Consider the following 23300-nt stretch of genomic DNA (forward strand, 5'->3'; position numbering starts at 1 on the left):
AACGATCGAGCCGACCGCCGCCACCGTGGCCGGCGACGAGCCGCACAGCGCAGCGAACAGCATGCACGCCAGGATCGCGGCAATCGCCAGGCCGCCCTTGATATGGCCGACGCAGGCGTTGGCGAAATCGATCAGCCGGCGGGCCACACCGCCCGTGGTCATGAACGCGCCGGACAGCAGGAAGAACGGAATGGCCAGCAGCGTGTAGTGTTCGCTGGTCTCGAACAACTTGATCGCCAGCGAACGCACCGAGTCGTTGCTGAAGAACAGGATGGTCATGGCCCCGGACAAACCCAGGGAAATCGCCACCGGAATGCCGATGAACATCAGCACGAACAGGGCGATGAACAGAAAGGCGATGGTCATCGTTTGGTCTCCGTCTCTTCGGCGAGTTTGATGGCGTCATCGAGCTCGCCATGGCCGCCGAAACCGATCTGCTTGTTCTGGATCACGCGCACCAGCACCTGGGCGAAGCGCAGGAACATCAGGGTGAAGCCGATGGGCACGATCATCACGATGTGCCACTGCTGCACGCCAAAGCGGTCCAGATCCTCGGCGCCGGTGCCGATGTTGAACAGCACCGCGACCCACTGCTCGCTGGAGTAGGCCATCAGCGCGCAATAGGCCAGGCAAATGAGCAGCGCGAGAATCGCCACGGCCTTCTGCAGCGAGGGTTTGAACAAGCGCACCAAGAGGTCGACGCCGATGTGCGCACCGATGCGCACGCCCCAGGCCAGGCCGACGAAGATCAGCCAGCCGAACATGGCCTTGGTCAGGGCCACGCTCCAGGTCATTTCCTGGGCAACGTAGAGAATGCCGTCGCCGATGGCGAACATGGCATCGCTACCGAACGGCAGCGCATCGCCCAGGGCGTAGAAAACACCGTAGAGGTTGTTGAACACCACATACGAGAAGGTGACCAGGGTCATCGCCGCGAGCAGGAACGCCACGGCGGCTTCCTCGAGGCGATTCCACAGGCGCTGCAACGCATTCATCAGCGGTCTCCCAGGGAGGGTTGTTGTAATTGTTTTGGCAAGCCGACTCTAACCCCGGCCTGGCGAGGCGAATATTCACGATTGGTAAACGCGGCCTTCGGCCTGGGTGAATAGGCTGCAGGTAAAGGGCTGGAGGCAGCGTGCAGGCTATTGGTAGGAGTGGCTTCAGCCGCGACGTGCCTAGCCAGGCATGAATCTGCCCCCTCCTACGAGCACGCAGAAAGGGTCAGGCCGCGCAGGCGACATCCATGATCGATGGATGTCACCCGCATCGAAACCCTACTGCCCCGCAGCGTTGGCGGCCTGGGCCGCCTCGATCAGGTCGCTGCCGATCTTGCCCTCGTACTCCTTCCAGATCGGCCGCATCACCTCGCGCCATTGCGCGCGTTCTTCGTCGGTCAGCACGATCAGCTCATGCTTGCCGCCGGCGAGGATCTGCTGCTTGTCCTTCTCGTTGAGCGCCAGGGCCTGGCGATTCACCTCGGCGGTGACTTCGTCGATGATGGTCTTGAGCTCGCCACGCACGTCCTCGGGCAGGCCGTTCCAGAACTTGGCGTTGGTGATCAGCATGTAATTGCCGACCGCATGGTTGGATTCGATCATGTACTGCTGCACTTCGTAGTGGCGCTGGCTGTAGATGTTCGACCAGGGATTGTCGGAGGCATTGATCACCCCGGTCTGCAGGCCCTGGTAGATCTCGGCGAAGGCCATCTTGCGCGGCACCGCGCGCAGTGCGCTGATCTGCGCGGCCTGCAGGTCGGAAGGTTGCACGCGGAACTTCAGGCCGCGCGCATCACCTGGCACGTGCAAAGGCTTGTTGGCAGTGAACTGGCGCATGCCGTTGAGCCAGTAGGCCAGGCCGAGAATGCCGTTGTTCTCCAGGCTGTGCAGCAGCTCCTGGCCCTTCGGCGATTGCTCGAACCGTTGCGAGGCCGCCGAGTTGTCGAACAGGAACATCAGGTCGAAGATCTGCACCCGCGGCTGGTACTTCTCCAGCTTCACCGGAGCCGGCGCCAGCAACTGAACGTCGCCAAGCAGCAGCGCTTCCATCTCCTTGCCATCGCCGAACAGCGAGGAATTCGGGTAGACATCCACCCGCGCCTTGCCGGCCAGGCGCTCCTTGACCAGCTTCTGCAGCATGCGCGCGCCCTGCCCCTTGGGCGTCTGGTCGGAGGCGACATGGGCGAACTTGATGACGATTTCCTCGGCCTGAACGGCGGCGCCGAAGGCCATGGCGGTGGACAGCAGCACGCAGGACAGGCTGCGGCAGAATAAGCGCGACATGAGGCGATCTCCTGTTGTTATTGGTACGGCAGGCCTGGCCCACCGGATGCCTTTGTTCGCGACGAACTCTACTTGAGCCCCAAGGCCGACTAAATTCTTGATTGGCCAAGCCTGCCTTCGCCATTGCCGAAGGCAAGGTGATCGACCATCTGCCGGGCGATCAGCGACAGGCTGTCGTACTGGCGCACGCAGATGTTCAGCTCGCGTACCGCCCAGTCATCCTCGATCGCCACCGCGCGCACCGCCATGCTCGGCAGGTAGGTACGCACCGCCTGCTCGGGCAGCACGCCGATGCCCAGCCCGGTATGGATCATCCGGCAGATGGCCTCGAAGCTGCGCACCTGGATGCGTACCCGCAGGTGCACACCCGCCTGCTGCGCGGCTTCGCTGAGCAGGCTGTGCAGCGAGGCCTCCTTCTGCAGGCCGATGAAGTCGTAGCCGACGGTTTCCGACAACGTCACCCGCTCGCGGGCCGCCAGCGGATGCTCGCTCGGCACCACCAGCACCAGGCGGTCATGACGGTAGGGAAACACCTGCACGCCAGCGGCCTGTACGTGGCCGGCGAAGATACCGATATCGGTCAGCCCTTCGCGCACCGCGTGGATGATTTCGCTGCTGACGCGCTCTTCCAGGTCGATGCGAATCTGCGGGTGCTGGGCGCTGAAGGCTGCCAGATCCTCGGGCAGAAAGGCGATCACCGCCGAGGTATTGGCGTGGATGCGCACATGGCCGTTGATGCCTTCACTGAACTCGCTGAGGTCGGCCTGCATGTGCTGGATGTTGTCCAGCAGGTTGCGCGCATGGTGCAGCAGCGCATCGCCGGCCGGCGTCAGCGCCACGCCCTTGGGCTGGCGATACAGCAAGGGCGTACGCAGGTGCGCTTCCAGGTCGCTGATGCGCTTGCTCACCGCCGCCAGCGCCAGATGCTCACGCTCGGCGGCGCGGGTCAGGCTGCGCTCATCGGCGATGGCGACGAATAACTTGAGGGTGGTGAAATCCACGCGCATGGCGGGCTCCGCTTCGTGGTTGGCGAAAGAGGCTGGCCCGCGGTACAGGCTGCGAACCGATGGCGGCACCATATGCCTTCGCGTCGCACGAAGCCAGACTTGACGATTGACTGATTGCGGCAAGCCGCGTGGTGGGCGATGCTCGGCGCCATCGAACCCAAGTCATCGGGAAACCGCACATGCCTGTCAACACAACCGTTGCACCCATGGCCCTGGCCGGCCTCAAGGTCATCGAAATGGGCCAGCTCATCGCCGGCCCCTTCGCCAGCAAGCTGCTCGGCGAGTTCGGCGCCGACGTGATCAAGATCGAGCCGCCTGGCGTCGGCGACCCGCTGCGCAAGTGGCGCAAGATCAAGGACGGCACCTCGCTGTGGTGGCATGTGCAGTCGCGCAACAAGCGCTCTCTGACCCTCGACTTGAAGCAGGCCGAAGCCCAGGACATCGTCCGCCAGTTGGTGGCCGAGGCCGACATTCTGGTGGAGAATTTTCGCCCCGGCACGCTGGAAGGCTGGGGCCTGGGTTATGACGCGTTGAAGGCGATCAACCCGCGACTGATCATGCTGCGCATCTCCGGCTACGGACAAACCGGGCCCTACCGCGACCTGCCCGGTTTCGGGGTGATCGGCGAAGCCATGGGCGGCCTGCGCCATCTCTCCGGCTATGCCGGGCAAGCGCCGGTGCGCGTCGGGGTGAGCATCGGCGATTCGCTGTCCTCGCTGTATGGCGTGATCGGCGTGTTGCTGGCCCTGCAGGAGCGGGGCCGCAGCGGCGAAGGCCAGGAAATCGACGTGGCGCTGTACGAGTCGGTGTTCGCCATGATGGAAAGCCTGGTGCCCGAATACGACGCATTCGGCTATATCCGTGAGCCAGCCGGCAGCGCCCTGCCCGGCATCACGCCGTCCAACTCCTACCCGTGCAACGATGGCAGCTACGTGCTGATCGCCGGCAATGGCGACAGTATCTACAAACGCCTGATGACCCTGATTGGCCGTGACGATCTGGGCAACGACCCGCGCCTGGCGCAGAACGACGGGCGCAGCCAGCATGCCGAGCTGATCGACACCGCCATTGGCGAATGGACGGCCGGGCGCGGCCGCGACGAGGTGATCGAAGCGCTCAAGGGCGCCCGCGTACCGGCCGGCTATCCCTACACCGCCGCTGATATCGTGCAGGACCCCCACTACCTGGCACGGCAGATGATCGAGACGGTGCAGACGCCCGTCGGCCCGCTCAAGGTGCCAGGCGTACTACCCAAACTCAGCCGCACGCCGGGGCGCATTGGCGTTGGCGGCCCGCAGCTCGGCGAGCACAACGACGACATCCTCGCCGGACTTGGCCTGAGCGCCGAACAGGTCGCTGGTCTGCGCGAGCGCGGGATTATCTAGTACTAGCCAGACTCGTAGGGTGGACCGGGGCGCGTAGCCAACGCGAAGCTTGTCCACCGCCTCTTGCGCTTGCGACAGACCGTAGGAACTGCTCCCGGGTGTCGCTGCGCTCGACCCGGGCTACGCACCCGACACAATCAGGACCTTCCCATGACCAAACGCCTCTACATCCAGGACGTCGCCACCCGCGACGGCTTCCAGATCGAAGCGGCCTTCGTGCCCACCGACGCCAAGATCGCCCTGATCGACAGGCTGTCGCAAACCGGCCTGGCGAAGATCGAAGTCACCTCCTTCACATCGCCCAAGGCCATCCCCAATCTGCGCGATGCCGAAGAAGTGATGCGCGGCATCCAGCGCGTGGCAGGCGTGGAATACACCGTGCTGGTGCCTAACGTGCGTGGCTGCGAGCGGGCGCTGTCTTGCGAAGTGGACGAGATCAACCTGGTGATGTCGGCCAGCGACACCCATGGTCTGGCCAACCTGCGCATGACGCCGGAGCAGTCGCTCGCCCAGTTTCGCGAAATCATCGAGGTCACCCGCGGCAGTGGGGTGTTCATCAACGCCTCGCTGTCGACCACCTTCGGCTGCCCGTTCGAGGGTGAAGTGCCCGAGGCGCGGGTGCATGAGCTGACCCAGCGCCTGCTGGAGATCGGCGTGCAGGGCGTGACCCTCTGCGACACCACCGGCATGGCCGACCCGGCCCAGGTCGAACGCATCTGCCGCACGGCGCTGCAGCGCTGGCCCGAAGCGGTATTTACCGCACATTTTCATAACACCCGCGGCATGGGCCTGGCCAATGCCCTGGCAGCCCTGAACGCCGGCATCGACCGCTTCGACGCCTCCCTCGGCGGCCTCGGCGGCTGCCCCTATGCGCCCGGCGCCAGCGGCAATATCTGCACCGAGGACCTGGTACACATGCTCCAGCGCATGGGTCTGGAGACGGGGGTGAACCTCGATGCCCTGCTCGAAGCCGCCGCCACCCTGCCCGAGCTGATCGGCCACGACGTGCCCGGTGCCATCCTCAAGGCCGGCAAGTCGGACCGTCGTTATCCGAAGCCGAAATGGATGAGTGAATCGGTAGAGAGTGGCACCACCCGGTAGTCGCGCGATGGCTGGCATCGCTTTCGCGCCGGGGCGGCGCTCCTACACTGGCGCCAGGGTGCTTGCGATCGTGTAGGAGCCGCGACCTCGTGGCGAATCGTTGATACAGAGCCGTGATCCCAGGCAAGCCACGATCAATCCGTAGCCTGCGGTTGAGCGCAGCGATACCCAGGAAACCAGCCCCGGGTATCACGTCGTTCAGCCCGGGCTACCCGGTCATGCTCACCACGACGCCTGCAAGCAGTCAGTCATTAGTGCCCACCACCCGACTCTGCAGCGCCCTTGGCCGAGAACGGTGGTTTGGCCAGGTAGATGATCAGGATCAGGCCGAAGAACAGCCAGCCCATCAGGGTGAAGTAGTCCACCGTGGAGAGCATGTAGGCCTGGCTTTCCACCACCCGGTCGATCTGTATGTAGGCCGATTGCGAGGCGCCGCCGAGCTGTTCCAGGTACTGGTGGGTGGCCGGGTCATAGGCCGTGACGTGCTCGGTCAACTGGGCGTGGTGGTAGATCTCCCGGCGGTGCCAGATCCAGGTGGTCAGCGACGAAGCGAAGCTGCCGCCCAGTACGCGCAGGAAGGTGGCCAGGCCCGAGCCGTCGGCGATGTCCTTGGGTGGCAGGCTGGAGAGCAGGATGCTGGTGGTCGGCATGAAGAACAGCGCGATCCCCAGGCCCATGAACACCTGCACCTCGGCGATGTGCCGGTAATCCACCTCGGTGTTGAACGAGGCGCGCATGAAGCACGAGGCGCCGATCACCAGGAACGAGCCGCCGGCCAACAGGCGCAGGTCGAACTTGTGCGCGTATTTGCCCACCAGTGGCGACAGGAACAACGGCAGGATGCCGATCGGCGCCGCCGCCAGCCCGGCCCAGATCGGCGTGTAGCCCAGCTGGGTTTGCAGCCATTGGGGCAGCAGCAGGTTGATGCCGAAGAAGCCCGAGTAGCCGAGCACCAGGGCCAGGGTGCCGAAGGTGAAGTTGCGGTACATGAACAGGCGCAGGTTGATGATCGGGTGTTTGTCGGTCAGTTCCCAGATCACCAGGGCCACCAGCGACACCACCGAGATCGCGGTACCGATCTGGATGAAGGTCGACTCGAACCAGTCCAGGTCGTTGCCCTTGTCGAGCACCACCTGCAGCACGCCGACGCCGAGCACCAACAGCATCAGCCCGACGTAGTCGATGGGCTGGTGCTCGGTGGTTTCCGGGCGGTTGCGCATCTGCGTCCAGACCACCAGGGTGGCGAGGATGCCGATCGGTACGTTGATGAAGAAGATCCACGGCCAACTGTAGCTGTCGGTGATCCAGCCACCGGCGATCGGCCCGATGATCGGCGCCACCACCGTGACCATCGCCAGCAACGCCAGGGCCATGCCTCGTTTGGCACTGGGAAAGATCGCCAGGAGCAAGGTCTGCGCCATCGGGTACAGCGGGCCGGCGACCAGCCCCTGCAGGGCACGGAATACCACCAGCTCGGGCATCGAGCGGGCGATGCCGCACAGGAACGAGGTGATCACGAACAGCACCACCGCAGCGAGGAACAGCTTCACCTCGCCGAAGCGCCGCGCCAGCCAGCCGGTCAGCGGCAAGGCGATGGCGTTGCACACCGCGAACGAGGTAATCACCCAGGTGCCCTGCTCCGAACTGACGCCCAAGTTGCCGGAGATGGTCGGCAGGGCGACGTTGGCGATGGTGGTGTCGAGCACCTGCATGAAGGTCGCCAGGGAGATGCCGATGGTGGCCAGCAGCATGCTGGCCGGGCGGAAATTGGCGTCGCTCATGTCAGCCCTGCTTCGCCGGCGTGGCGTTGGTGCTCTGCGGGCCGTTGTCGTGGATGATGCGCTCGATCAGCACGTCGGCCTGGCCCAGCGGGGCGTCGTACACCGCAGTGCTGAAGCGCGCCTCCTTGGGCATTTGGTTGGTCAGTTGGGCGCCGCTCTGGTCATGCAGGTCGACGGTGACCGTGGTGGACAGGCCGATGCGCAGCGGGTGCTTGTCCAGCGCCTCGTCGTCCAGGCGGATGCGCACCGGCAGGCGCTGCACGATCTTGATCCAGTTGCCGCTGGCGTTCTGCGCCGGCAGCAGCGAGAAGGCGCTGCCGGTGCCGACGCCGAGGCTTTCCACGTGGCCCTGGTAGGTCACGTCGTCGCCGTACAGGTCGGCCTCGACGGTCACCGGCTGGCCGATGCGCATCTCGCGCAGCTGGGTTTCCTTGAAGTTGGCGTCGATCCACACCTCGTGCAGCGGCACTACGGCCATCAGTGCGGTGCCGGGTTGGATACGGCTGCCGACCTGCACCGAGCGGCGCGCCACGTAGCCGCTGACCGGTGCCACCAAGGTGCTGCGGGCGTTGTTGAGGAAGGCCTGGCGCAGTTGCGCGGCGGCGCTCTTCACGTCCGGATGAGAGGCGATCACGGTGTCGTCGACCAGTGCCTGGTTGGTGTCGAGTTGCTGCTGGGCCGAGGTCAGGGCGCTCTGTGCGCTGTTCAGGGTGTCCTGGGCGTGGGCCAGCTCTTCACGGGAGATCGCACCCTTGCTCGCCAGGGTCACGCGGCGCTGGTAGTCGGCCTTGGCACGCTGCACGTCGATCTTGCGCGAGGCCACCTGGGCCTTGTAACTGTCGACGTTGCTGTACAAACCGCGCACCTGGCGCACAGTGCGCGCCAGGTTGGCCTCCGCGCTCTGCTGGGCCACTTCGGTATCGGCGGGGTCGAGCCAGACCAAGGGCTGGCCGGCCTCGACATAGTCGCCGTCGTCCACGGCGATGCGCGTGACGGTGCCGGTGATCTGCGGGGTGATTTGCACCAGGTTGCCGCCTACGTAGGCGTCGTCGGTCTCTTCGTAAAAGCGCCCGTAGAGTTCGTGGTAGGCGAAGATGGCCGCGCTGCACAGCACGACGATGACCGCGAGGCCTATCAGCAGGCGTTTGCGCTTGGGGTTGGCGGCGGCAGGAGTGGCTTGAGAGTCGGTCATGACAAGTACTCAGCGTGCGGAAGTGGATGACGGAGCGGCGGTTTCGAAGCCACCACCGAGGGCCTGCATCAGCAGCACCGAGGCGTCGATACGCTCGGCACGCAGATTGGCCAGTTGCCGTTCGCTCTGCAGCAGTTGCTGCTCGACGCTCAGCGCATCGAGGTAATTGCCGATGCCATCGGCGTAGCGCTGCATGGCGATGTCGTAGGAACTGCGGGCGATATCGCGGGCCCGCTGCTGCTGCTCGATCTGCTGCTCCAGGGAGCGGATGCGGCTGATGCCGTCGCCGATATCGCCCAGGGCGCCGACAAGGGTCTGGTTGTACTGGGCCACGGCTACGTCGTAGTCGGCGTTGCGCCCGGCCAAGGCAGCGCGGCGCGCACCACCGTCGAAGATCGGCAGGCTCAGCGCCGGGCCGACGCTGAAGAAGCGGCTGGCGCCACCGAACACCGCATCACCAAGCAGCGACTTGCTGCCCGCCGCCACGCTCAGGTTGAGGTTGGGGTAGAAATCGGCCTTGCTGGCGTCGATGTCGCGGGTGGCGGCTTCGACGCGCCAGCGCGCAGCGACCAGATCCGGGCGACGGCCGAGCAGCTCGGCGGGCACGTTGGCCGGCAGGCTCACTGCCGCCGGAGCGATCAGTTGAGGGCGTGGCAGCGTGGCGCCGCGATCCGGACCCTGGCCGAGCATCACCGCCAGGCGAATGCGTGCGCTGTCGACCGCCTGGGTCGCAGCGGTCAGGCTGGCTTCGGCGGCGGCCTCCAGGCTTTGCGTCTGCTGCAATTGGTATTCGCTGTCGAGGCCGGCATCGACCCGGCTGCGGGCCAGGTCGAGCATGTCGCGACTGCGCTTGAGGTCCTGCTCGGCGAGGCCCTGGGTGGCGTAGGCCAGGCCGAGATCGTTATAGGCGCGGGTCACCTCGGCGGCCAGGGTCAGGCGGGCACCCTGGCGATCCACCTCGCTGGCGCGGGCACGGCCCATGGCCGCTTCCCAGGCAGCACGATCACCGCCCCACAGGTCGAAGTGGTAGCCGCCCTCCAGCGACAGGTCGCGCAGGGTGCTGTAGCGCCTGCCCTGCCCGCTGGGGTCGTCGACCCGTGCCAGGCGTGAGCGGGTCACGCCGGCGTTGGCATCCAGGGTCGGCTGGCGCTGCGCATCGGCGGCCAACACCGCGGCGTTGGCCTGGCGGGCGCGGGCATCGGCGACCTGCAGATCGGGGTTGCTGCGCAGGGCTTCAGCGATCAGCGCATCGAGCTGCGGATCGCCCAGGCGGTTCCACCAGTCGCTCGCCGGCCAGGCAGCCGGCGACAGGTTGCCGGTGAAGGTCTGCCCTTGCAGGCTGGCGGCGTCGAGGGTGTGGCCCTCAGTGTGCAGGCCGTCTTGCGAGGCACAGGCCGCCAGCAACAGGGCGCTGAAAATCAGGGACAGGGAAGTACGCAACGGCATGGTGTTCATCATTCTCCTGGCAGCTGCGGCAAGGCGTCGGCGGCCATCAGCATCTTCTTCATCAGGCGTTGTAGTTCGTCGAGCTCGGCGCGGGTCAGGCAGCCGGTCAGCTCGTTGGTGGCGTCGGCGGCGATCTGCGGCACCCGCACGCCCAGAGCAATGCCGGCTTCGGTAAGGGTGAGGCGCACCTGGCGGCGATCCTCGACGCTGCGCTCACGGGTCAGCAGGCCCTTCTGCTCCAGGCGGTCGAGCATGCGGGTCATCGCCCCACTGTCGAGGCTGAGCAGGCGCACCAGGTCGGCCGGTGTACTCGCGCGGCTCTGGCTGATCAGCAGCACCACCTTGAACTGCGCGGCCGTCACGTCGTGGTCCACCAGGTGGCGCTCCAGCAAGCGGTCCTTGAGCTGATTGGTCAGCGCGATCAGGTGGCCGGGTGAGTGCTGCAGCGAAAAACGTTCGCGGTCGAAATGCGGCATGAGGAATTACCTGCCCAGGCAGTGAATGCCCTGCAGATTACTGCCCAGGCAGCGATCAACCCAATTACATTTCGTAATACTTGTTATCAATTTCAGAAATACTTTGAAATATTCAGAGGTTCTGAAAGGACTGGCTAGAGCTGGCTGGGTTCAGGGGATTTAATCGGTGAGGTTGTTGGGCGCTAGATCGCTCCCGGGTTTCGCGGGCTCAACCCAGACTACGTCCATGTAGCCCGGCGTCGAGCGAAGCAACGCCCGGGACAGCGGCGCTTTGATCAAGCGATGGCGCAGCCGCCCCCACTCACTCCACGAAAGTGCAGAACGCTTCCAGGGGAAAGCGTTCGCTGATCAGTTGATTGACCGGCGCCTCGGGGTCGGCATAGCCCACGGCGATGGCGCAGTGCAGCATGTGCTCGGCCGGGATCTGTAGAAACGCCTCGACGCTCTGGTGATAGCGTGTCCAGCAGGCTTGCGGGCAGCTGTCCAGGCCGTGCTCCTTGAGCAGCAGCATCAGGCTCTGCTGGTACATGCCCAGATCGGCCCACTGCCCCGGTCCCATGCAACGGTCCACGGAAAAGAACAACGCACAGGGCGCCTCGAAGAAGCGGAAGTTGCGGGCGAACCAGGCCAGGCGCGCGGGTTTGTCGTCGCGGCCGATGCCCAGCAGCGCATACATCTGCTCGCCCACCTCGAAGCGCGAGGTGCGGTAAGGCTCCTGCAAGGGCTGCGGATACACCGCGTAGTCCGCCGGATCGGGCTCTGGGTCATTCGCCAATCGCTGAGCGATATGCTCGACGAAACGCGCCAGCGCATCGCCTTGCAGCACATGGATACGCCAAGGCTGCAGGTTGCCGCTGGAAGGCGCTCGCGCAGCCTGTTCCAGCAGCTCGCACAGCAAAGCCGGCGGCACCGGCCGGTCGAGAAAGGCGCGCACGCTGCGACGCTCACGCAAAGCCTGGCTGACCTTCATCCGCTCTCCTCGCTTGTGGTTAACGTCGCCATCAAAACAAAGGCCGCCTCCCGAGGGAAGCGGCCTTTGTTGTGCGCGATTCAACTAGTGATCACTGCGCCTGATTGGACGCCTCGGCCGCCTTGATCAGGTCGGCGCCGATCTCGCCCTCGAACTTCTTCCAGACCGGGCGCATGGCTTCGCGCCACTTCTCGCGCTCCGCAGGGGTCAGCTCGATGATCTCGCTGGTGCCGGCCTTGACGATGGCCGCGCGGGCTTCCTTGTTCAGATCATCGGCCTGACGGTTCACCTCGGCGGTAACCTCGACCATGATCTTGTCCAGCTCGCTGCGCACGTCTTCCGGCAGGCCATTCCAGAACTTGGTGTTGGTGATCACCATGTAATCGATCAGGCCGTGGTTGGATTCGGTGAAGAACGGCTGCACCTCATGGACCTTCTGGCTGAAGTAGTTCGACCAGGTATTCTCGGTACCGTTGACCACACCGGTCTGCAGGCCCTGATAGACCTCGGCGAAGCTCATCTTGCGCGGCGCGGCGCGCAGCACCTTGAACTGCTCGTCGAGCACCGCCGAGGCCTGCACCCGGAACTTCAGGCCGCGGGCATCCTTGGGCTCGTGCATCGCCTTGTTCGAGGAAAGCTGCTTGAGGCCATTGTGCCAGTAGGCCAGGCCGGTGATGCCCTTGCCTTCCATGCTGGTCAGCAGCGCCTTGCCCTGCTCACTGGCCTGGAAGCGGTCGACCGCCTCCATGTTGTCGAACAGGAACGGCAGGTCATAGATCTGGATCGGCTTGGCGTAATGCTCGAACTTGGCCAACGATGGCGCCAGTAACTGCACGTCACCGAGCAGCAGCGCCTCCATCTCCTTGCCATCGCCGAACAGCGAGGAGTTCGGGTAGACCTCGACCTTGACGCGTCCCGGCAAGCGCTCTTCGGCCAGCTTCTTGAACATCAGCGCGCCCTGCCCCTTGGGCGTGTGTTCGGCGACCACGTGGGCGAACTTGATGCTGATCGGTGCTTGCGCAGCGGCGTGCAGCCCACCGACAACGGACAGCGAAACGGCGCAGACCAGCGCCTTGAGAGAAAGCTTGAGCATGGGTATACCTCATTTTGTTTTTGTAAGTAGGTAGTGAACGAGCCTGTTGCCTGTTTACAACGCGCCGCGGTCGGCGCGGAATTCGTGATTGTGCAAAGCCGCGTTCGGCAGTGCCGAACGCCGCCCGCGGGATCAACCCGCGCCGCCGGCCCGCGCGACGATGCGCCGGGCGCGCCCGACCACTGGCGCGTCGACCATCTGACCGTCGACCACGAACACCCCGTCGCCACCCTCTCCGGCCTGCAGCACCCGGCGCGCCCAATCCAGCTCTTCGGCCGAGGGCGCCAGGGCCTGATGCACCACTGCGACCTGGCTGGGGTGGATGCACAGCAGGCCGCCGAAGCCCATGTCGCGGGCGTCCCGGCTGGCGCGGTCAAGGCCGGCCTGATCCTGAATCGCCGGAAACACGCTATCGAGCGGCGCCGCCAGATTGGCCAGGCGGCTGTGCAACAAGATCGCGTAGCGGGCCTGGTCGAGCAGGCGCTCGGCCGCCGCCGTGCCGCTGTTCAGGCCGAGATCCAGGCCCAGATCCAGGCCGCCGAAGGACAAGCGTTCGACGCCCGATGCCGCGGCGATGGCCGGTAATTCGTGCAGGCCGCGCGCGCTTTCGATGATCGGCCAGACCGGCTTGCCGACCGCGGCGACGCGCGCCACTTGCGCGGCACTTTCCACCTTGGGCAGCAACACGCCGATCACCCCGCCATGGCGCTGGCACAGTGCGATGTCGGCGGCATGCCCTGCGTGTTCGGGTGAGTTGATACGCACCAGCAGGCGCGCTTCCGGGTTGCCCGCCAGAAAGCGCCCGAGGTTGTCCCGCGCTTCGACCTTGAGGCTTTCCTGTACTGCATCTTCGAGGTCGACGATGACCACGTCGGCGCTGCTGGCCAGAGCCTTGGGGATGCGCTCGGGTCGTGAGGCAGGAACGAACAGCGCGGTACGAATGATTTGTGTGGTCATGGAAGCGGACCCCTGACGTGAATGTGAATGAACATAGGGCAATGCTGGGCGATAGCGGCGGTTGTAAGGTAGAAGCGGACGCTCCCTGCGTAGGGTGGACAACGCTCTTTTTGTCCACCATTACGAGCGCAGAGCGGTGGACGGGTCGGGCCGCGTAGGTGAAGCGTCGGCTACGCGCCCCGGTCCACCCTACGAAAGGCCGCCTTCTCTAGATACCGACCAACGTCAAACCGCCCCGCTCACCTTCAATCCTGCTATCTGCGCCTCGCCATAACCCAGCTCGGCGAGCAAGGCGTCGGTGTGCTCGCCGAGCGCGGGCACGGGGTCCATGCGTGGGGCGAAGGCGCTGTTGCTGCCCGGCGGCAGCAGCGCGGGCAAGCTGCCGGCAGGGCTGTCGACCTGGCGCCAGCGGTCGCGGGCCTTCAACTGCGGATGGGCCCAGACGCCGGCCATGTCATTGACGTGGGCATTGGCGATCTGCGCCTGTTCCAGCCGCTCGATGACTTGCTCGGCACTCAGCCCCGCGAAGGTCTCGACGATGATGCCGCGCAGCACCTCGCGGTTGGCCGAGCGTTTGAAATTGGCTGAAAAACGCTCGTCGCCTGCCAGCTCGGGCTGCAACAGCACCCGCTCGCAGAACGCCTGCCATTCGCGCTCGTTCTGCAGGCCAAGCATCACCGTGCCGCCATCACCGGCGGGAAACGGGCCGTAGGGATAGATGGTCGAGTGGGCGGCCCCGGCACGCGGCGGCGGCGTGGCACCGTCGTACGCGTAGTACAGGGGATAACCCATCCACTCGACCAGGCTCTCGAGCATGCTCACGTCGATGCGGCTGCCCAACCCGGTCTTGCCGCGCAGCAGCAGGGCCGAAAGGATATTGCTATAGGCATACATACCGGCGGCGATATCGGCGATGGAGCAACCGGCCTTGGCCAGTTGGTCGTCACCCGCGCCGCCAGTCACCGACAGGAAACCGCCCTCGCTCTGGATCAGCAGGTCATAGGCCTTCTTCTTCTCGTAGCTGCCGCCCTCACCGTAGCCGGAGATGTCACAGACGATCAGCTTCGGAAACCGCGCGTGCAGCTTGTCGAACGACAGCCCCATGCGTGCCGCCGCACCCGGCGCAAGGTTCTGCACCAGTACATCGGCCTTGGCCAGCAGGCTGTCGAGCACATCGCCGGCGTCGTCCTGCTTGAGGTCCAGGGTCAGGCTTTCCTTGGAGCGGTTGGTCCATACGAAGTGGGAGGCCAGGCCGTTGACGCGCTCGTCGTAGCCGCGAGCGAAGTCGCCGCTGCCCGGCCGCTCGACCTTGATCACCCGAGCGCCCATGTCGGCGAGCTGGCGGGTGCAGAACGGCGCGGCAATGGCATGTTCCAGGCTGACCACGGTGATGCCGTCCAGTGGCCGGGGTTGTTGTGCGTTGTTCATATGCGCGTCCTCGGTCAGGCCAGGTTGCTCAGGTCGTCGGTCTCACGCAGGCGCCAGACCCTGGCGATCAGCTCGCCCGCCTCATCGCTGCCGCGTTTGCCGGCGAAGGCCAGCAGGCGGCGGAACTTGTCTTCCAGCTCCGTGTGGCTGAGGGTGTTGCCCGGATCGCCCTTGGGCTCGTCGATGGCGCCATGCAGGGTGCGACCGTCGGTGGTGACCACCTCGACGCGCCCCAGCCAGCGCGCCGGATAGGCGCCGTCCACCTCGGGGTCGAGGCGCATGCTGACCTTGTCGCGAAACTCGGCGACATCGTCATCGGTGAGCGACAGGTTCTCGAACTCGGTAAGCTGCGCCTTGCCATGCACGGCGATCAGGCCGAGCACGGTGCCCATGGAAAACTTGGCCTGGTGCACGGTCTGCGGTACCACCACGCGACCGAGCACGTCGATGGCGCCCTGGTGCACATGGGTGATGACCTTGGCGATATCGCCATGGCGCAGGCCTTCGCGCTGCATGAGATCGAGCAGCGCATCGGCGGCTGGATGGGTATGACGGCAGGAGGCGTGGAACTTGAACGAGGTTTCGACCAGCGCCCAGCGGCTGCCGAGGCGATCCGACAGCTTACTCGGATCGGCGTCGCTGGACATGCCGGCGGCCATGCCCTGCTCGCCCTCGAGAATATTCTGCGCGCCGGTCAGGCCCTGCTCAGTGAAATACGCGGCCAGCAGGCCATCGGCGGCAGCCTTGGCGGTGTGCAGTTGCTTGGAGTCGGCGGCGTCGCGCAGGAACTCCCACAGCCCGGCGGCCTGGGTGCCGGCATTGCCGAGCAGATGCACGAACTGCTTCTGGTCGAAGTTCAGCAACTTGCCCACGGCCACGGCGGCGGCCAGGGTGCCGACCGTCGCCGTGGTGTGGAAGATGCGGTAGTGCGAGCGGCCAAGGAATTCGCCGATGCGGATGCCCGCCTCGTAACCGGTCACCGAGGCCAGCAACAGCTCGCGGCCGGACTTGCCGAGATCCTGCGCAGCCGCCAGGGCCGCGGGGAACACCACGGTGGCCGGGTGCAGCACCGAGCTGTTATGCAGGTCGTCCTGCTCCACCAGGTGCGACGACGCGCCGTTGACCAGCGCGGCGAAGTACGCCGAGGTGCCGCGCCCGTTGACCAGGATGCGCGCTGGGCCATCGGCCGGGCCCATCTTCTGAGCGTAGGCCTCGAACAGCGGGATCGGTCGCGCACCTTCACTGGCCAGGGCCGAGCCGAGCCAGTCGAGGAACAGGTCTTCGGTGCGATCGAGCACGTAGTCAGGCAGATCGTCGTAACGCAACTCGGCGAGGAAACTTGCCAAGGCTTGGGTATGGCTCATGACAGGCTCCTCAAAAGCTGCGCGGCAGCTCGAGCAAATGCTCAGCCACGTAGGACATGATCAGGTTGGTGGAGATCGGCGCCACCTGGTACAGGCGGGTCTCGCGGAACTTGCGCTCGACGTCGTATTCGTTGGCAAATCCGAAGCCGCCGTGGGTCTGCAGGCAGGCGTTGGCCGCCGCCCAGGAAGCTTCCGCCGCCAGGTACTTGGCCATGTTGGCGCTGGCCCCGGCGTTCTCGCCGCGGTCGTACTGCTCGCAAGCGCGCCAGCGCATCAGGTCGGCGGCCTCCACTTCGATATGGGCCTTGGCGATAGGGAACTGCACGCCCTGGTTCTGGCCAATCGGGCGGCCGAACACCACGCGATCACGGGCGTAGGCACTGGCCTTCTCGATGAACCAGCGACCATCGCCGATGCATTCGGCAGCGATCAGCGTACGCTCGGCGTTGAGGCCATCGAGGATATAGCGAAAGCCCTTGCCCTCTTCGCCGATCAGGCTGCTGGCGGGAATTTCCAGGTTGTCGAAGAACAGCTCGTTGGTCTCGTGGTTGACCATGTTGGCGATCGGCTGCACGGTCAGGCCGTTGCCGATGGCCTCGCGCAGGTCGACCAGGAAGATCGACATGCCTTCGGATTTCTTCTTCACCTCGGCGAGCGGCGTGGTGCGCGCTAGCAGGATCATCAGGTCGGAGTGCTGGATGCGCGAGATCCACACCTTCTGGCCGTTGATCACGTACTTGTCGCCCTGGCGCACGGCGGTGGTCTTGATCTTGGTGGTGTCGGTGCCGGTGGTCGGCTCGGTCACGCCCATGGACTGCAGGCGCAGCTCGCCGCTGGCCAGCTTCGGCAGGTAGTAGCTTTTCTGCGCGTCGCTGCCGTTACGCAGCAGGGTGAACATGTTGTACATCTGCCCGTGGATGGTGCCGGAGTTACCACCGCAGCGGTTCACTTCCTCGAGGATCACCGATGCCTCGGCCAGACCCAGGCCGGAGCCGCCGTATGCTTCCGGGATCATCGCCGATAGCCAGCCGGCTTCGGTCATGGCGCTGACGAAGGCCTCGGGAAAGCCCTTCTCCTCGTCGATCTTGCGCCAGTATTCGGCCGGGAATTCGGCGCACAGGCCACGTACGCCTTCGCGGATGAAATTCAGTTCTTCGCTCTGCTGCGGGGTCATCTCAATTCCTCGATTCTTGTTGTTTTCGCGGCCGATAGCGGTGGATCGGTGAAGCGTGATCCACCCTCGGCTCAATCATTCGAATTCCACTTCGGCCTGCTGGGCCATGCCCGCGGCATTACCCGCCCACAACTGCGCCCTGCCCGGCTCATCGACTCGCCCGGCCACCTCGAAGGGGTCGGGCGCAACCAGCGGGCGCAGGCCGCGGTAGGCGAAACGGCGCAGCCGCGCCTGGGGCTGGGCGCGGCAGAACGCGCGCAGGTTGAGGGTGGCGATCAGCGGGCCATGCACGACCAGGCCGGCGTAACCTTCGGTTTCGGTGACGTAGGGCCAGTCGTAATGGATGCGATGGCCGTTGAAGGTCACCGCGCTGTAGCGAAACAGCAGCGTCGGGCTCGGCACCACGCCTTCGCGCCAGTCACCGACTGGCAGCGCTTCGCCGGCACCGCCCTTGGGCGGGCTCGGCTCGCGGTAGACGATGTCCTGTTCCTCGCGGATCGCCAGTTCGCCGTCCTGCAGGTAGTCGTGCTGCACGGTGACGAACAGCAGTGCGCCGGTGCGCCCGTGCTTTTCCTCGATGTGTTTGATGGTCGAGACCCGGGTGGCCTCGCCGCCGACCCGCAGGGGCGCGATGAACTCGACGCGCCCACCGGCCCACATGCGATTGCGGTTATCCGCCGGTGGCAGGAAGCCGCCGCGTGCCGGGTGCCCGTCGCCGCCCAGGCCGCTCTCGGCGATGGGCTCCTGGAAGAATGCCCAATGCCAGAGCGGCGGTAGCGCCTCGCCATGGGCGGGGGTGTCCTCGCCCAGGGTCGCGGCGATGCGCTTGACCAGGTTGCGGCTCAATTGATCGTGGGCTTCTTCGGTGCGGCCGATCCAGGCGGCGAAGGCAGAGTCACTCATGGTCGATCCCGGCTGTTCTTGGAGTGCAGGCAGCATGCAATCCGATGAACGTTCCGAGAATCCGCATTTATTTAAGCCGGCGTTCGGCTATGCTGAACGCCATTTTCCAACTCGCCCTAGAGCCGCCATGCACTTCGACCTGCCAGACTTGCGCCTCTTCATCCATATCGCCGAATCGCCAAGCCTGACCCAGGGCGCACGCCGTGCCTCCCTGTCGCCAGCGGCGGCCAGCGCGCGCATCAAGGCGCTGGAAGGCCAGCTGGATACTCGCCTGCTGTACCGCGACAGCCGCGGCGTCGAGCTGACGCCGGCCGGCCAGCGTCTGCTGCAGCACGCGCGACTGATCATGCGCCAGGTCGATTACCTGAAAAGCGAGTTCACCGAATACGGCAGCGATTCGGCCGGGCATATCCGCATCTTCGCCAACACCACGGCAGTGACAGAATTCCTACCCGAGGTGCTGGCTGGGTTCCTTGCCGAACGCCCCGGCGTGACGGTGGACCTTCAGGAGCGCCTGAGCCGCGATATCGTGCGTGGCGTGATCGACGGCGGCGCCGACCTGGGCATCATCGCAGGCCCGGTGGAAGCGGCCGGCCTGCAGGTGCTGCACTTCAGCACCGATCGCCTGGTGCTGGTAGTGCCGGCCGGCCACCCGCTGGCCGGCCGGGAACGCGTCAGCCTGCGCGATACTCTGCAGTACCAGCACATCGGCCTGCACGACGGCAGCACCCTGCTGACCTTTTTGCGCGAGCATGTCGAGACCTTGGGCGGCACCCTGTCGCTGCGCATTCAGATGTCCAGCTTCGAAGCCATCTGCCGCATGGTCGAGGCCAACGTCGGCATCGGCATCATCCCCGAGTCCGCCGCCAGCCGGCACCGTCGCACCATGAAACTGCACACCATCGAACTCGACGAGCCTTGGGCCGTGCGCGAACGCAGCATGCTGGTACGCGATCTGGAGGCGCTGCCGGGCAGCGTGCGGGCGTTAATCGCAACCTTGCTGCCGCAGACCGAGTCCGGCTGACCTGGCAAGGCGCCACGAAGCGAATCTCATCACACTGGTGAGCGGCGTTGCTGGCAAAACGCCGGGCTGACCTCTAGAATCGCCGCCGCAGGAAGCAACCCGCGCCCCTTCCAGGGTCAGCGTCATGGATCGACTCTTCAAGCGCCCCGCGCCGCCGCCGCAAGTCCGCCCCATGCGTCATCCCTCGTGAAAGTGTCCGGCCGACAACTCCTGCCCGTTACAGGCTTGCCTGCCCACTCTGCAAACGAGATTCGTATGAACAAGATCATTACCGCTGGCCTCGCCGGCATGCTCGTGCTGCTCACCGGCTGCGCCACCGAAAGCTCGCGCACGCTGGAAGTCGCCAAGGTCAACACCGCTACCAGCCAGTACAGCGGCCCGCGCAGCCCAATCGCCGTCGGCAAGTTCGATAACCGCTCCAGCTACCTGCGCGGCATCTTCAGCGACAGCGTCGACCGCCTTGGCGGGCAAGCCAAGACCATTCTGATCACCCACCTGCAGCAGTCCAATCGCTTCAACGTGCTGGATCGCGACAACCTCAGCGAACTGCAGCAGGAGTCGGGCTTCTCCAAGCAGGCTCAGCAGATCAAGGGCGCCAACTTCGTGGTCACCGGTGACGTGACCGAGTTCGGCCGCAAGGAAGTCGGTGACCACCAGCTGTTCGGCATCCTAGGCCGCGGCAAACAGCAGATCGCCTACGCCAAGGTGAATCTCAACATCGTCGATGTCGCCACCTCCGAAGTGGTGTATTCCAGCCAGGGCGCCGGCGAATACGCCCTGTCGAACCGCGAGATCATCGGCTTCGGCGGCACCGCCAGCTACGACTCCACCCTCAACGGCAAAGTGCTCGACCTGGCGATTCGCGAGGCCGTCAACAAGCTGGTCAGCGGCGTCGACAGCGGCGCCTGGCGCCCGGTCAAGTGAGCGAGGGGCGAACGATGAAATCTCCACTTCTGCTCACCACCGTATTGGCCGCCGCCCTACTGGGCGGCTGCGCGCAGCAACCCAAATCCCTCTACTACTGGGAGGGCTACCAGCAGCAGGTCTACCAGCGCTTCGAGAACACCACCGGCACCGAGGAGCAGATCGCCGCGCTGGAAGCCAGCGCACAGAAGGCGCGCGCCGCTGACCGCACCCTGCCACCGGGCTTCCACGCCCACCTCGGCATGCTCTACGCGGAGATCGGCAAGCCCGATCAGGTACGCCAGCAATTCGAAACCGAGAAAGCCCTGTTCCCCGAGTCCGCGCAGTACATGGACTTTCTGATGCGCAATATGGCCAAGTGACCGACATGCCTCTACTGACCTCTCTCAGAACCCTCGCGGCACTGGCCGCGCTCGCCCTGCTGGCCGGTTGCGCCACCCAGCAGCCCTACGACTACAGCGCTTTCAAGGAAAGCAGCCCGGCGTCCATACTGGTGCTGCCGCCGGTCAACAAATCGCCGGACATCAAGGCCACCTTCAGCATGTACTCGCTGATCACCGCGCCCCTGAGCGAGGCCGGCTACTACGTGCTGCCGGTGGCGGTGGTCAACGAGACCTTCAAGCAGAACGGCATGGCCAACGCCGAAGAAATTCGCGAAGTCCCGCCGCAGAAGCTCTACGAGATCTTCGGTGCCGACACCGTGCTGTACATCGACGTGACCGAGTACGGCAGCAGCTACAAAGTGATCAGCAGCGAGGTGGCGGTGGCCGCCAGCGCCACCCTGGTCGACCTGCGCACCGGCAAGGAGCTGTGGAAAGGCATCGCCCGGGCCAGCAGCGCCGAGCAGCAGCAGAACAGCGGCGGCGGCTTGGCCGGCATCCTGATCACCGCGCTGGTCAATCAGGTGATGAACAGCCTGAACGATCGCGGCCATGAAATCGCCGGCATCACCAGTGCCCGCCTGCTGAGCAGCAACCCGGTCAACGGCATTCTGCCCGGCCCCCGCGCGCGGCCCGTCAGCGCTCGCTAAGGCCCGCCACACGAGCCCGTACCACCGGGCTCGTTTCTCTTCTTTCTACTCCTTGCCCACCCCATGTTCGCGCAGCTTGTTGGCGATGGTGGTGTGGGACACACCCAGGCGCTTGCCGAGCAGGCGGCTGCTCGGGAATTCGCCGTGCAGGCGCTCCAGCACGGCTTTCTCGAAACGCCCGACGATGGCGTCCAGCCCGCCCTCCAGCGAGAAGTCGCCCAGCGGCTGCGCCGCGCCGTAACCCGGCAGGCGAATATGCTCAGGCTTGACCACCGCGCCCTCGCACAGTGACACCGCCTGGAACAGCACGTTCTCCAGCTGCCTGACGTTGCCCGGCCAATGGTAACGGCCGAGCTTCTCCAGCGCGGCGGGCGCCAGGCCCGGTAGGGGGCAGCCGATCTGTCGGCTGGCGCGGTCGAGAAAATGCTCGGCCAGAGGCTGCAGGCCATCCAGGCATTCACGCAGCGGCGGGATGTGCAGGCTCAGCACGTTGAGCCGGTGGTAAAGGTCTTCCCGGAATTCGCCGCGAACGCACAGCTCGGAAAGGTCGACCTGGGTGGCGCAGGTGACCCGCACATCCAGGTAGACCTCCTCGTCGCTGCCGACTCGCCGGAAGCAGCCATCCTGCAGGAAGCGCAACAGCTTGGCCTGCAGACGCGGGCTCATTTCGCCGACGCCATCGAGAAACAGTGTGCCGCCTGCGGTCAGCTCCAGCAGGCCCAGCTTGCCTTCGGCGCGGGCGCCCTCGAAGGCGCCGGGGCCGTAGCCGAACAGCTCGGTCTCGGCCATCGACTCCGGCAAACCCGCGCAATTCAGGGCCATAAATGGCGACTGTCCGCGCGGGCTGGCCAGGTGGCAGGCGCGGGCCAGCAACTCCTTGCCGGTTCCGGTTTCGCCTTCGATCAGCAGCGGTGCATCCAGCGGCGCCATGCGCCTCGCCTCGCGCACCACGGCCGCCATCATCCTGGAGCTCTGGAAGATGCTGTCGAAGCCACGCAGCTCCTGCTTGCGCACCTGATAGATACGCTCGCCAACGCGGTCGGCGCGGTGCAGGGTCAGCACTGCGCCGGCCATGGCTTCGCTGTCTTCGTGCTCGCTCTGCAGCGGCGCGATATCGGCGAGAAACACATCGCCGCAGACTTTCACCCGTAGCCCGTTGATGCGCGAGCGATTGGCCCGCACCAGCTCCGGCAAATCGAAATCCTCGACGTAGCGCGACAGCGCGATGCCCGGCACCTCGTCCACGCGCACGCCGAGCAGCGCTGCTGCGGCCCGATTGGCGGCGACGATGCTGCCGCCCATGTCGACGGACAGCACCGGGAATTCCAGGGCGCCGAGCAGCGCGTTTAGTTCCAAGTGCCTGCGCTCACTGGGCATCAACCCCACACGCTTGACGCCGAACACACCGGTGATGGCCTCGAACTTGGCGCGCAGGGCCTGGAATTGCAGATTGATCAGGTTGGGGCAATGCAGGTAGATGGCGTTGCCCTGTTCACCGCCAACCTCGCCACGGGCGACGTTGATGCCGTAGTCGACCAGCAGTTCGAGGATGTCACGCAGGATGCCCACACGGTTCTGGCAATGGATCTTGATACGCATGACGGCCGCTCTTGTTATTTTCGTCAAGGTTTCTTGCCAGTCTAGAGGAAGCTGCCAAGCCAGGAACAGGCTTTCCCGCGTGACGTAATGCTTTCTTTACGAAAACCGCCATCCACCCGCTCGCGCCGGTCGCGCGCAGCCGCGCAAGGCACGCGTGCGTGGGGCAT

21 protein-coding genes and 1 pseudogene are annotated in these 23300 nt (G+C 65.3%); 6 read left to right on the plus strand and 16 right to left on the minus strand.

The genetic code is table 11. The features are described 5' to 3' along the window. From dctM to BVH06_RS19770, 4 genes and pseudogenes are all read right to left on the minus strand, one after another. Positions 1-366, minus strand: a pseudogene (gene dctM, locus BVH06_RS19755) (C4-dicarboxylate TRAP transporter large permease protein DctM); the annotation flags it as partial. Further along, positions 363-995, minus strand: coding sequence for a TRAP transporter small permease (locus BVH06_RS19760; protein ID WP_075935227.1), 633 nt, complete (start codon positions 993-995; stop codon positions 363-365). The gene BVH06_RS19760 and the pseudogene dctM, both read right to left, overlap by 4 nt. 279 nt (positions 996-1274) lie before the next feature. Beyond that, complete coding sequence (locus BVH06_RS19765) at positions 1275-2279, minus strand: DctP family TRAP transporter solute-binding subunit (RefSeq protein ID WP_075935228.1); 1005 nt, start codon at positions 2277-2279, stop codon at positions 1275-1277. Between the two features lie 89 nt (positions 2280-2368). Further along, positions 2369-3286 (minus strand): LysR family transcriptional regulator, encoded by a 918-nt coding sequence (locus tag BVH06_RS19770; RefSeq protein ID WP_075935259.1) that lies wholly within the window; start codon positions 3284-3286, stop codon positions 2369-2371. 179 nt (positions 3287-3465) lie between these two features. On the opposite strand from BVH06_RS19770, the gene BVH06_RS19775 reads away from it, so the two are divergent. Both BVH06_RS19775 and BVH06_RS19780 read left to right on the plus strand, forming a co-directional pair. Further along, positions 3466-4671 (plus strand): CaiB/BaiF CoA-transferase family protein, encoded by a 1206-nt coding sequence (locus BVH06_RS19775; RefSeq protein WP_075935229.1) that lies wholly within the window; start codon positions 3466-3468, stop codon positions 4669-4671. Positions 4672-4821: 150 nt separating this feature from the next. Beyond that, complete coding sequence (locus tag BVH06_RS19780) at positions 4822-5772, plus strand: hydroxymethylglutaryl-CoA lyase (RefSeq protein ID WP_075932426.1); 951 nt, start codon at positions 4822-4824, stop codon at positions 5770-5772. A 251-nt stretch (positions 5773-6023) separates the two neighbouring features. Here the strand turns inward: BVH06_RS19780 and BVH06_RS19785 are convergent, their stop codons facing one another. From BVH06_RS19785 to BVH06_RS19835, 11 genes are all read right to left on the minus strand, one after another. Further along, positions 6024-7553 (minus strand): DHA2 family efflux MFS transporter permease subunit, encoded by a 1530-nt coding sequence (locus tag BVH06_RS19785; protein ID WP_075935230.1) that lies wholly within the window; start codon positions 7551-7553, stop codon positions 6024-6026. Between the two features lies 1 nt (position 7554). Continuing rightward, entirely contained in the window at positions 7555-8745 is a 1191-nt protein-coding gene (locus BVH06_RS19790) for an efflux RND transporter periplasmic adaptor subunit (RefSeq protein WP_075935231.1), read from the minus strand. A 9-nt stretch (positions 8746-8754) separates the two neighbouring features. Beyond that, positions 8755-10200, minus strand: a complete 1446-nt coding sequence (locus BVH06_RS19795; protein ID WP_139315691.1) for an efflux transporter outer membrane subunit — start codon at positions 10198-10200, stop codon at positions 8755-8757. After that, positions 10200-10667, minus strand: coding sequence for a MarR family winged helix-turn-helix transcriptional regulator (locus BVH06_RS19800; protein WP_075932429.1), 468 nt, complete (start codon positions 10665-10667; stop codon positions 10200-10202). Before BVH06_RS19800 ends, BVH06_RS19795 begins: the two co-directional genes overlap by 1 nt. Positions 10668-10968: 301 nt before the next feature. Then, positions 10969-11637: a nitroreductase family protein gene (locus BVH06_RS19805; protein ID WP_075935232.1), complete on the minus strand. Its 669-nt coding sequence runs from the start codon at positions 11635-11637 to the stop codon at positions 10969-10971. A 91-nt stretch (positions 11638-11728) separates the two neighbouring features. Next, positions 11729-12730 carry a TRAP transporter substrate-binding protein gene (locus BVH06_RS19810; RefSeq protein WP_075932431.1) on the minus strand — a complete coding sequence of 334 codons (1002 nt, stop codon included), beginning with the start codon at positions 12728-12730 and terminating at the stop codon, positions 11729-11731. A 132-nt stretch (positions 12731-12862) separates the two neighbouring features. Next, complete coding sequence (locus tag BVH06_RS19815) at positions 12863-13687, minus strand: CoA ester lyase (protein WP_075935233.1); 825 nt, start codon at positions 13685-13687, stop codon at positions 12863-12865. 225 nt (positions 13688-13912) lie between these two features. Further along, positions 13913-15115 (minus strand): CaiB/BaiF CoA-transferase family protein, encoded by a 1203-nt coding sequence (locus BVH06_RS19820; RefSeq protein WP_075935234.1) that lies wholly within the window; start codon positions 15113-15115, stop codon positions 13913-13915. Positions 15116-15129: 14 nt separating this feature from the next. Further along, positions 15130-16479 (minus strand): MmgE/PrpD family protein, encoded by a 1350-nt coding sequence (locus BVH06_RS19825; protein WP_075935235.1) that lies wholly within the window; start codon positions 16477-16479, stop codon positions 15130-15132. A gap of 10 nt (positions 16480-16489) precedes the next feature. After that, entirely contained in the window at positions 16490-17653 is a 1164-nt protein-coding gene (locus BVH06_RS19830) for an acyl-CoA dehydrogenase family protein (protein WP_075935236.1), read from the minus strand. Positions 17654-17728: 75 nt separating this feature from the next. Further along, entirely contained in the window at positions 17729-18556 is an 828-nt protein-coding gene (locus BVH06_RS19835) for a MaoC family dehydratase N-terminal domain-containing protein (protein ID WP_075935237.1), read from the minus strand. A gap of 127 nt (positions 18557-18683) precedes the next feature. On the opposite strand from BVH06_RS19835, the gene BVH06_RS19840 reads away from it, so the two are divergent. The 4 genes from BVH06_RS19840 to BVH06_RS19855 all read left to right on the plus strand — a co-directional run bounded on the left by BVH06_RS19840 (position 18684) and on the right by BVH06_RS19855 (position 21534). Continuing rightward, a complete protein-coding gene (locus BVH06_RS19840; RefSeq protein ID WP_075935238.1) occupies positions 18684-19580 on the plus strand; it encodes a LysR substrate-binding domain-containing protein in 897 nt (298 codons plus the stop codon). A 255-nt stretch (positions 19581-19835) separates the two neighbouring features. After that, positions 19836-20504, plus strand: coding sequence for a CsgG/HfaB family protein (locus BVH06_RS19845; RefSeq protein WP_075932438.1), 669 nt, complete (start codon positions 19836-19838; stop codon positions 20502-20504). A 14-nt stretch (positions 20505-20518) separates the two neighbouring features. Beyond that, positions 20519-20866, plus strand: a complete 348-nt coding sequence (locus BVH06_RS19850) for a DUF4810 domain-containing protein (RefSeq protein ID WP_027906510.1) — start codon at positions 20519-20521, stop codon at positions 20864-20866. Positions 20867-20871: 5 nt separating this feature from the next. Beyond that, complete coding sequence (locus BVH06_RS19855) at positions 20872-21534, plus strand: DUF799 domain-containing protein (RefSeq protein ID WP_075935261.1); 663 nt, start codon at positions 20872-20874, stop codon at positions 21532-21534. A gap of 45 nt (positions 21535-21579) precedes the next feature. Here the strand turns inward: BVH06_RS19855 and BVH06_RS19860 are convergent, their stop codons facing one another. Continuing rightward, positions 21580-23133, minus strand: a complete 1554-nt coding sequence (locus tag BVH06_RS19860) for a sigma-54-dependent transcriptional regulator (protein ID WP_075935239.1) — start codon at positions 23131-23133, stop codon at positions 21580-21582. Positions 23134-23300: the final 167 nt, after the last annotated feature.

The sequence above is a fragment of the Pseudomonas sp. PA27(2017) genome (genome assembly GCF_001945445.1).
GTDB lineage: Bacteria > Pseudomonadota > Gammaproteobacteria > Pseudomonadales > Pseudomonadaceae > Aquipseudomonas.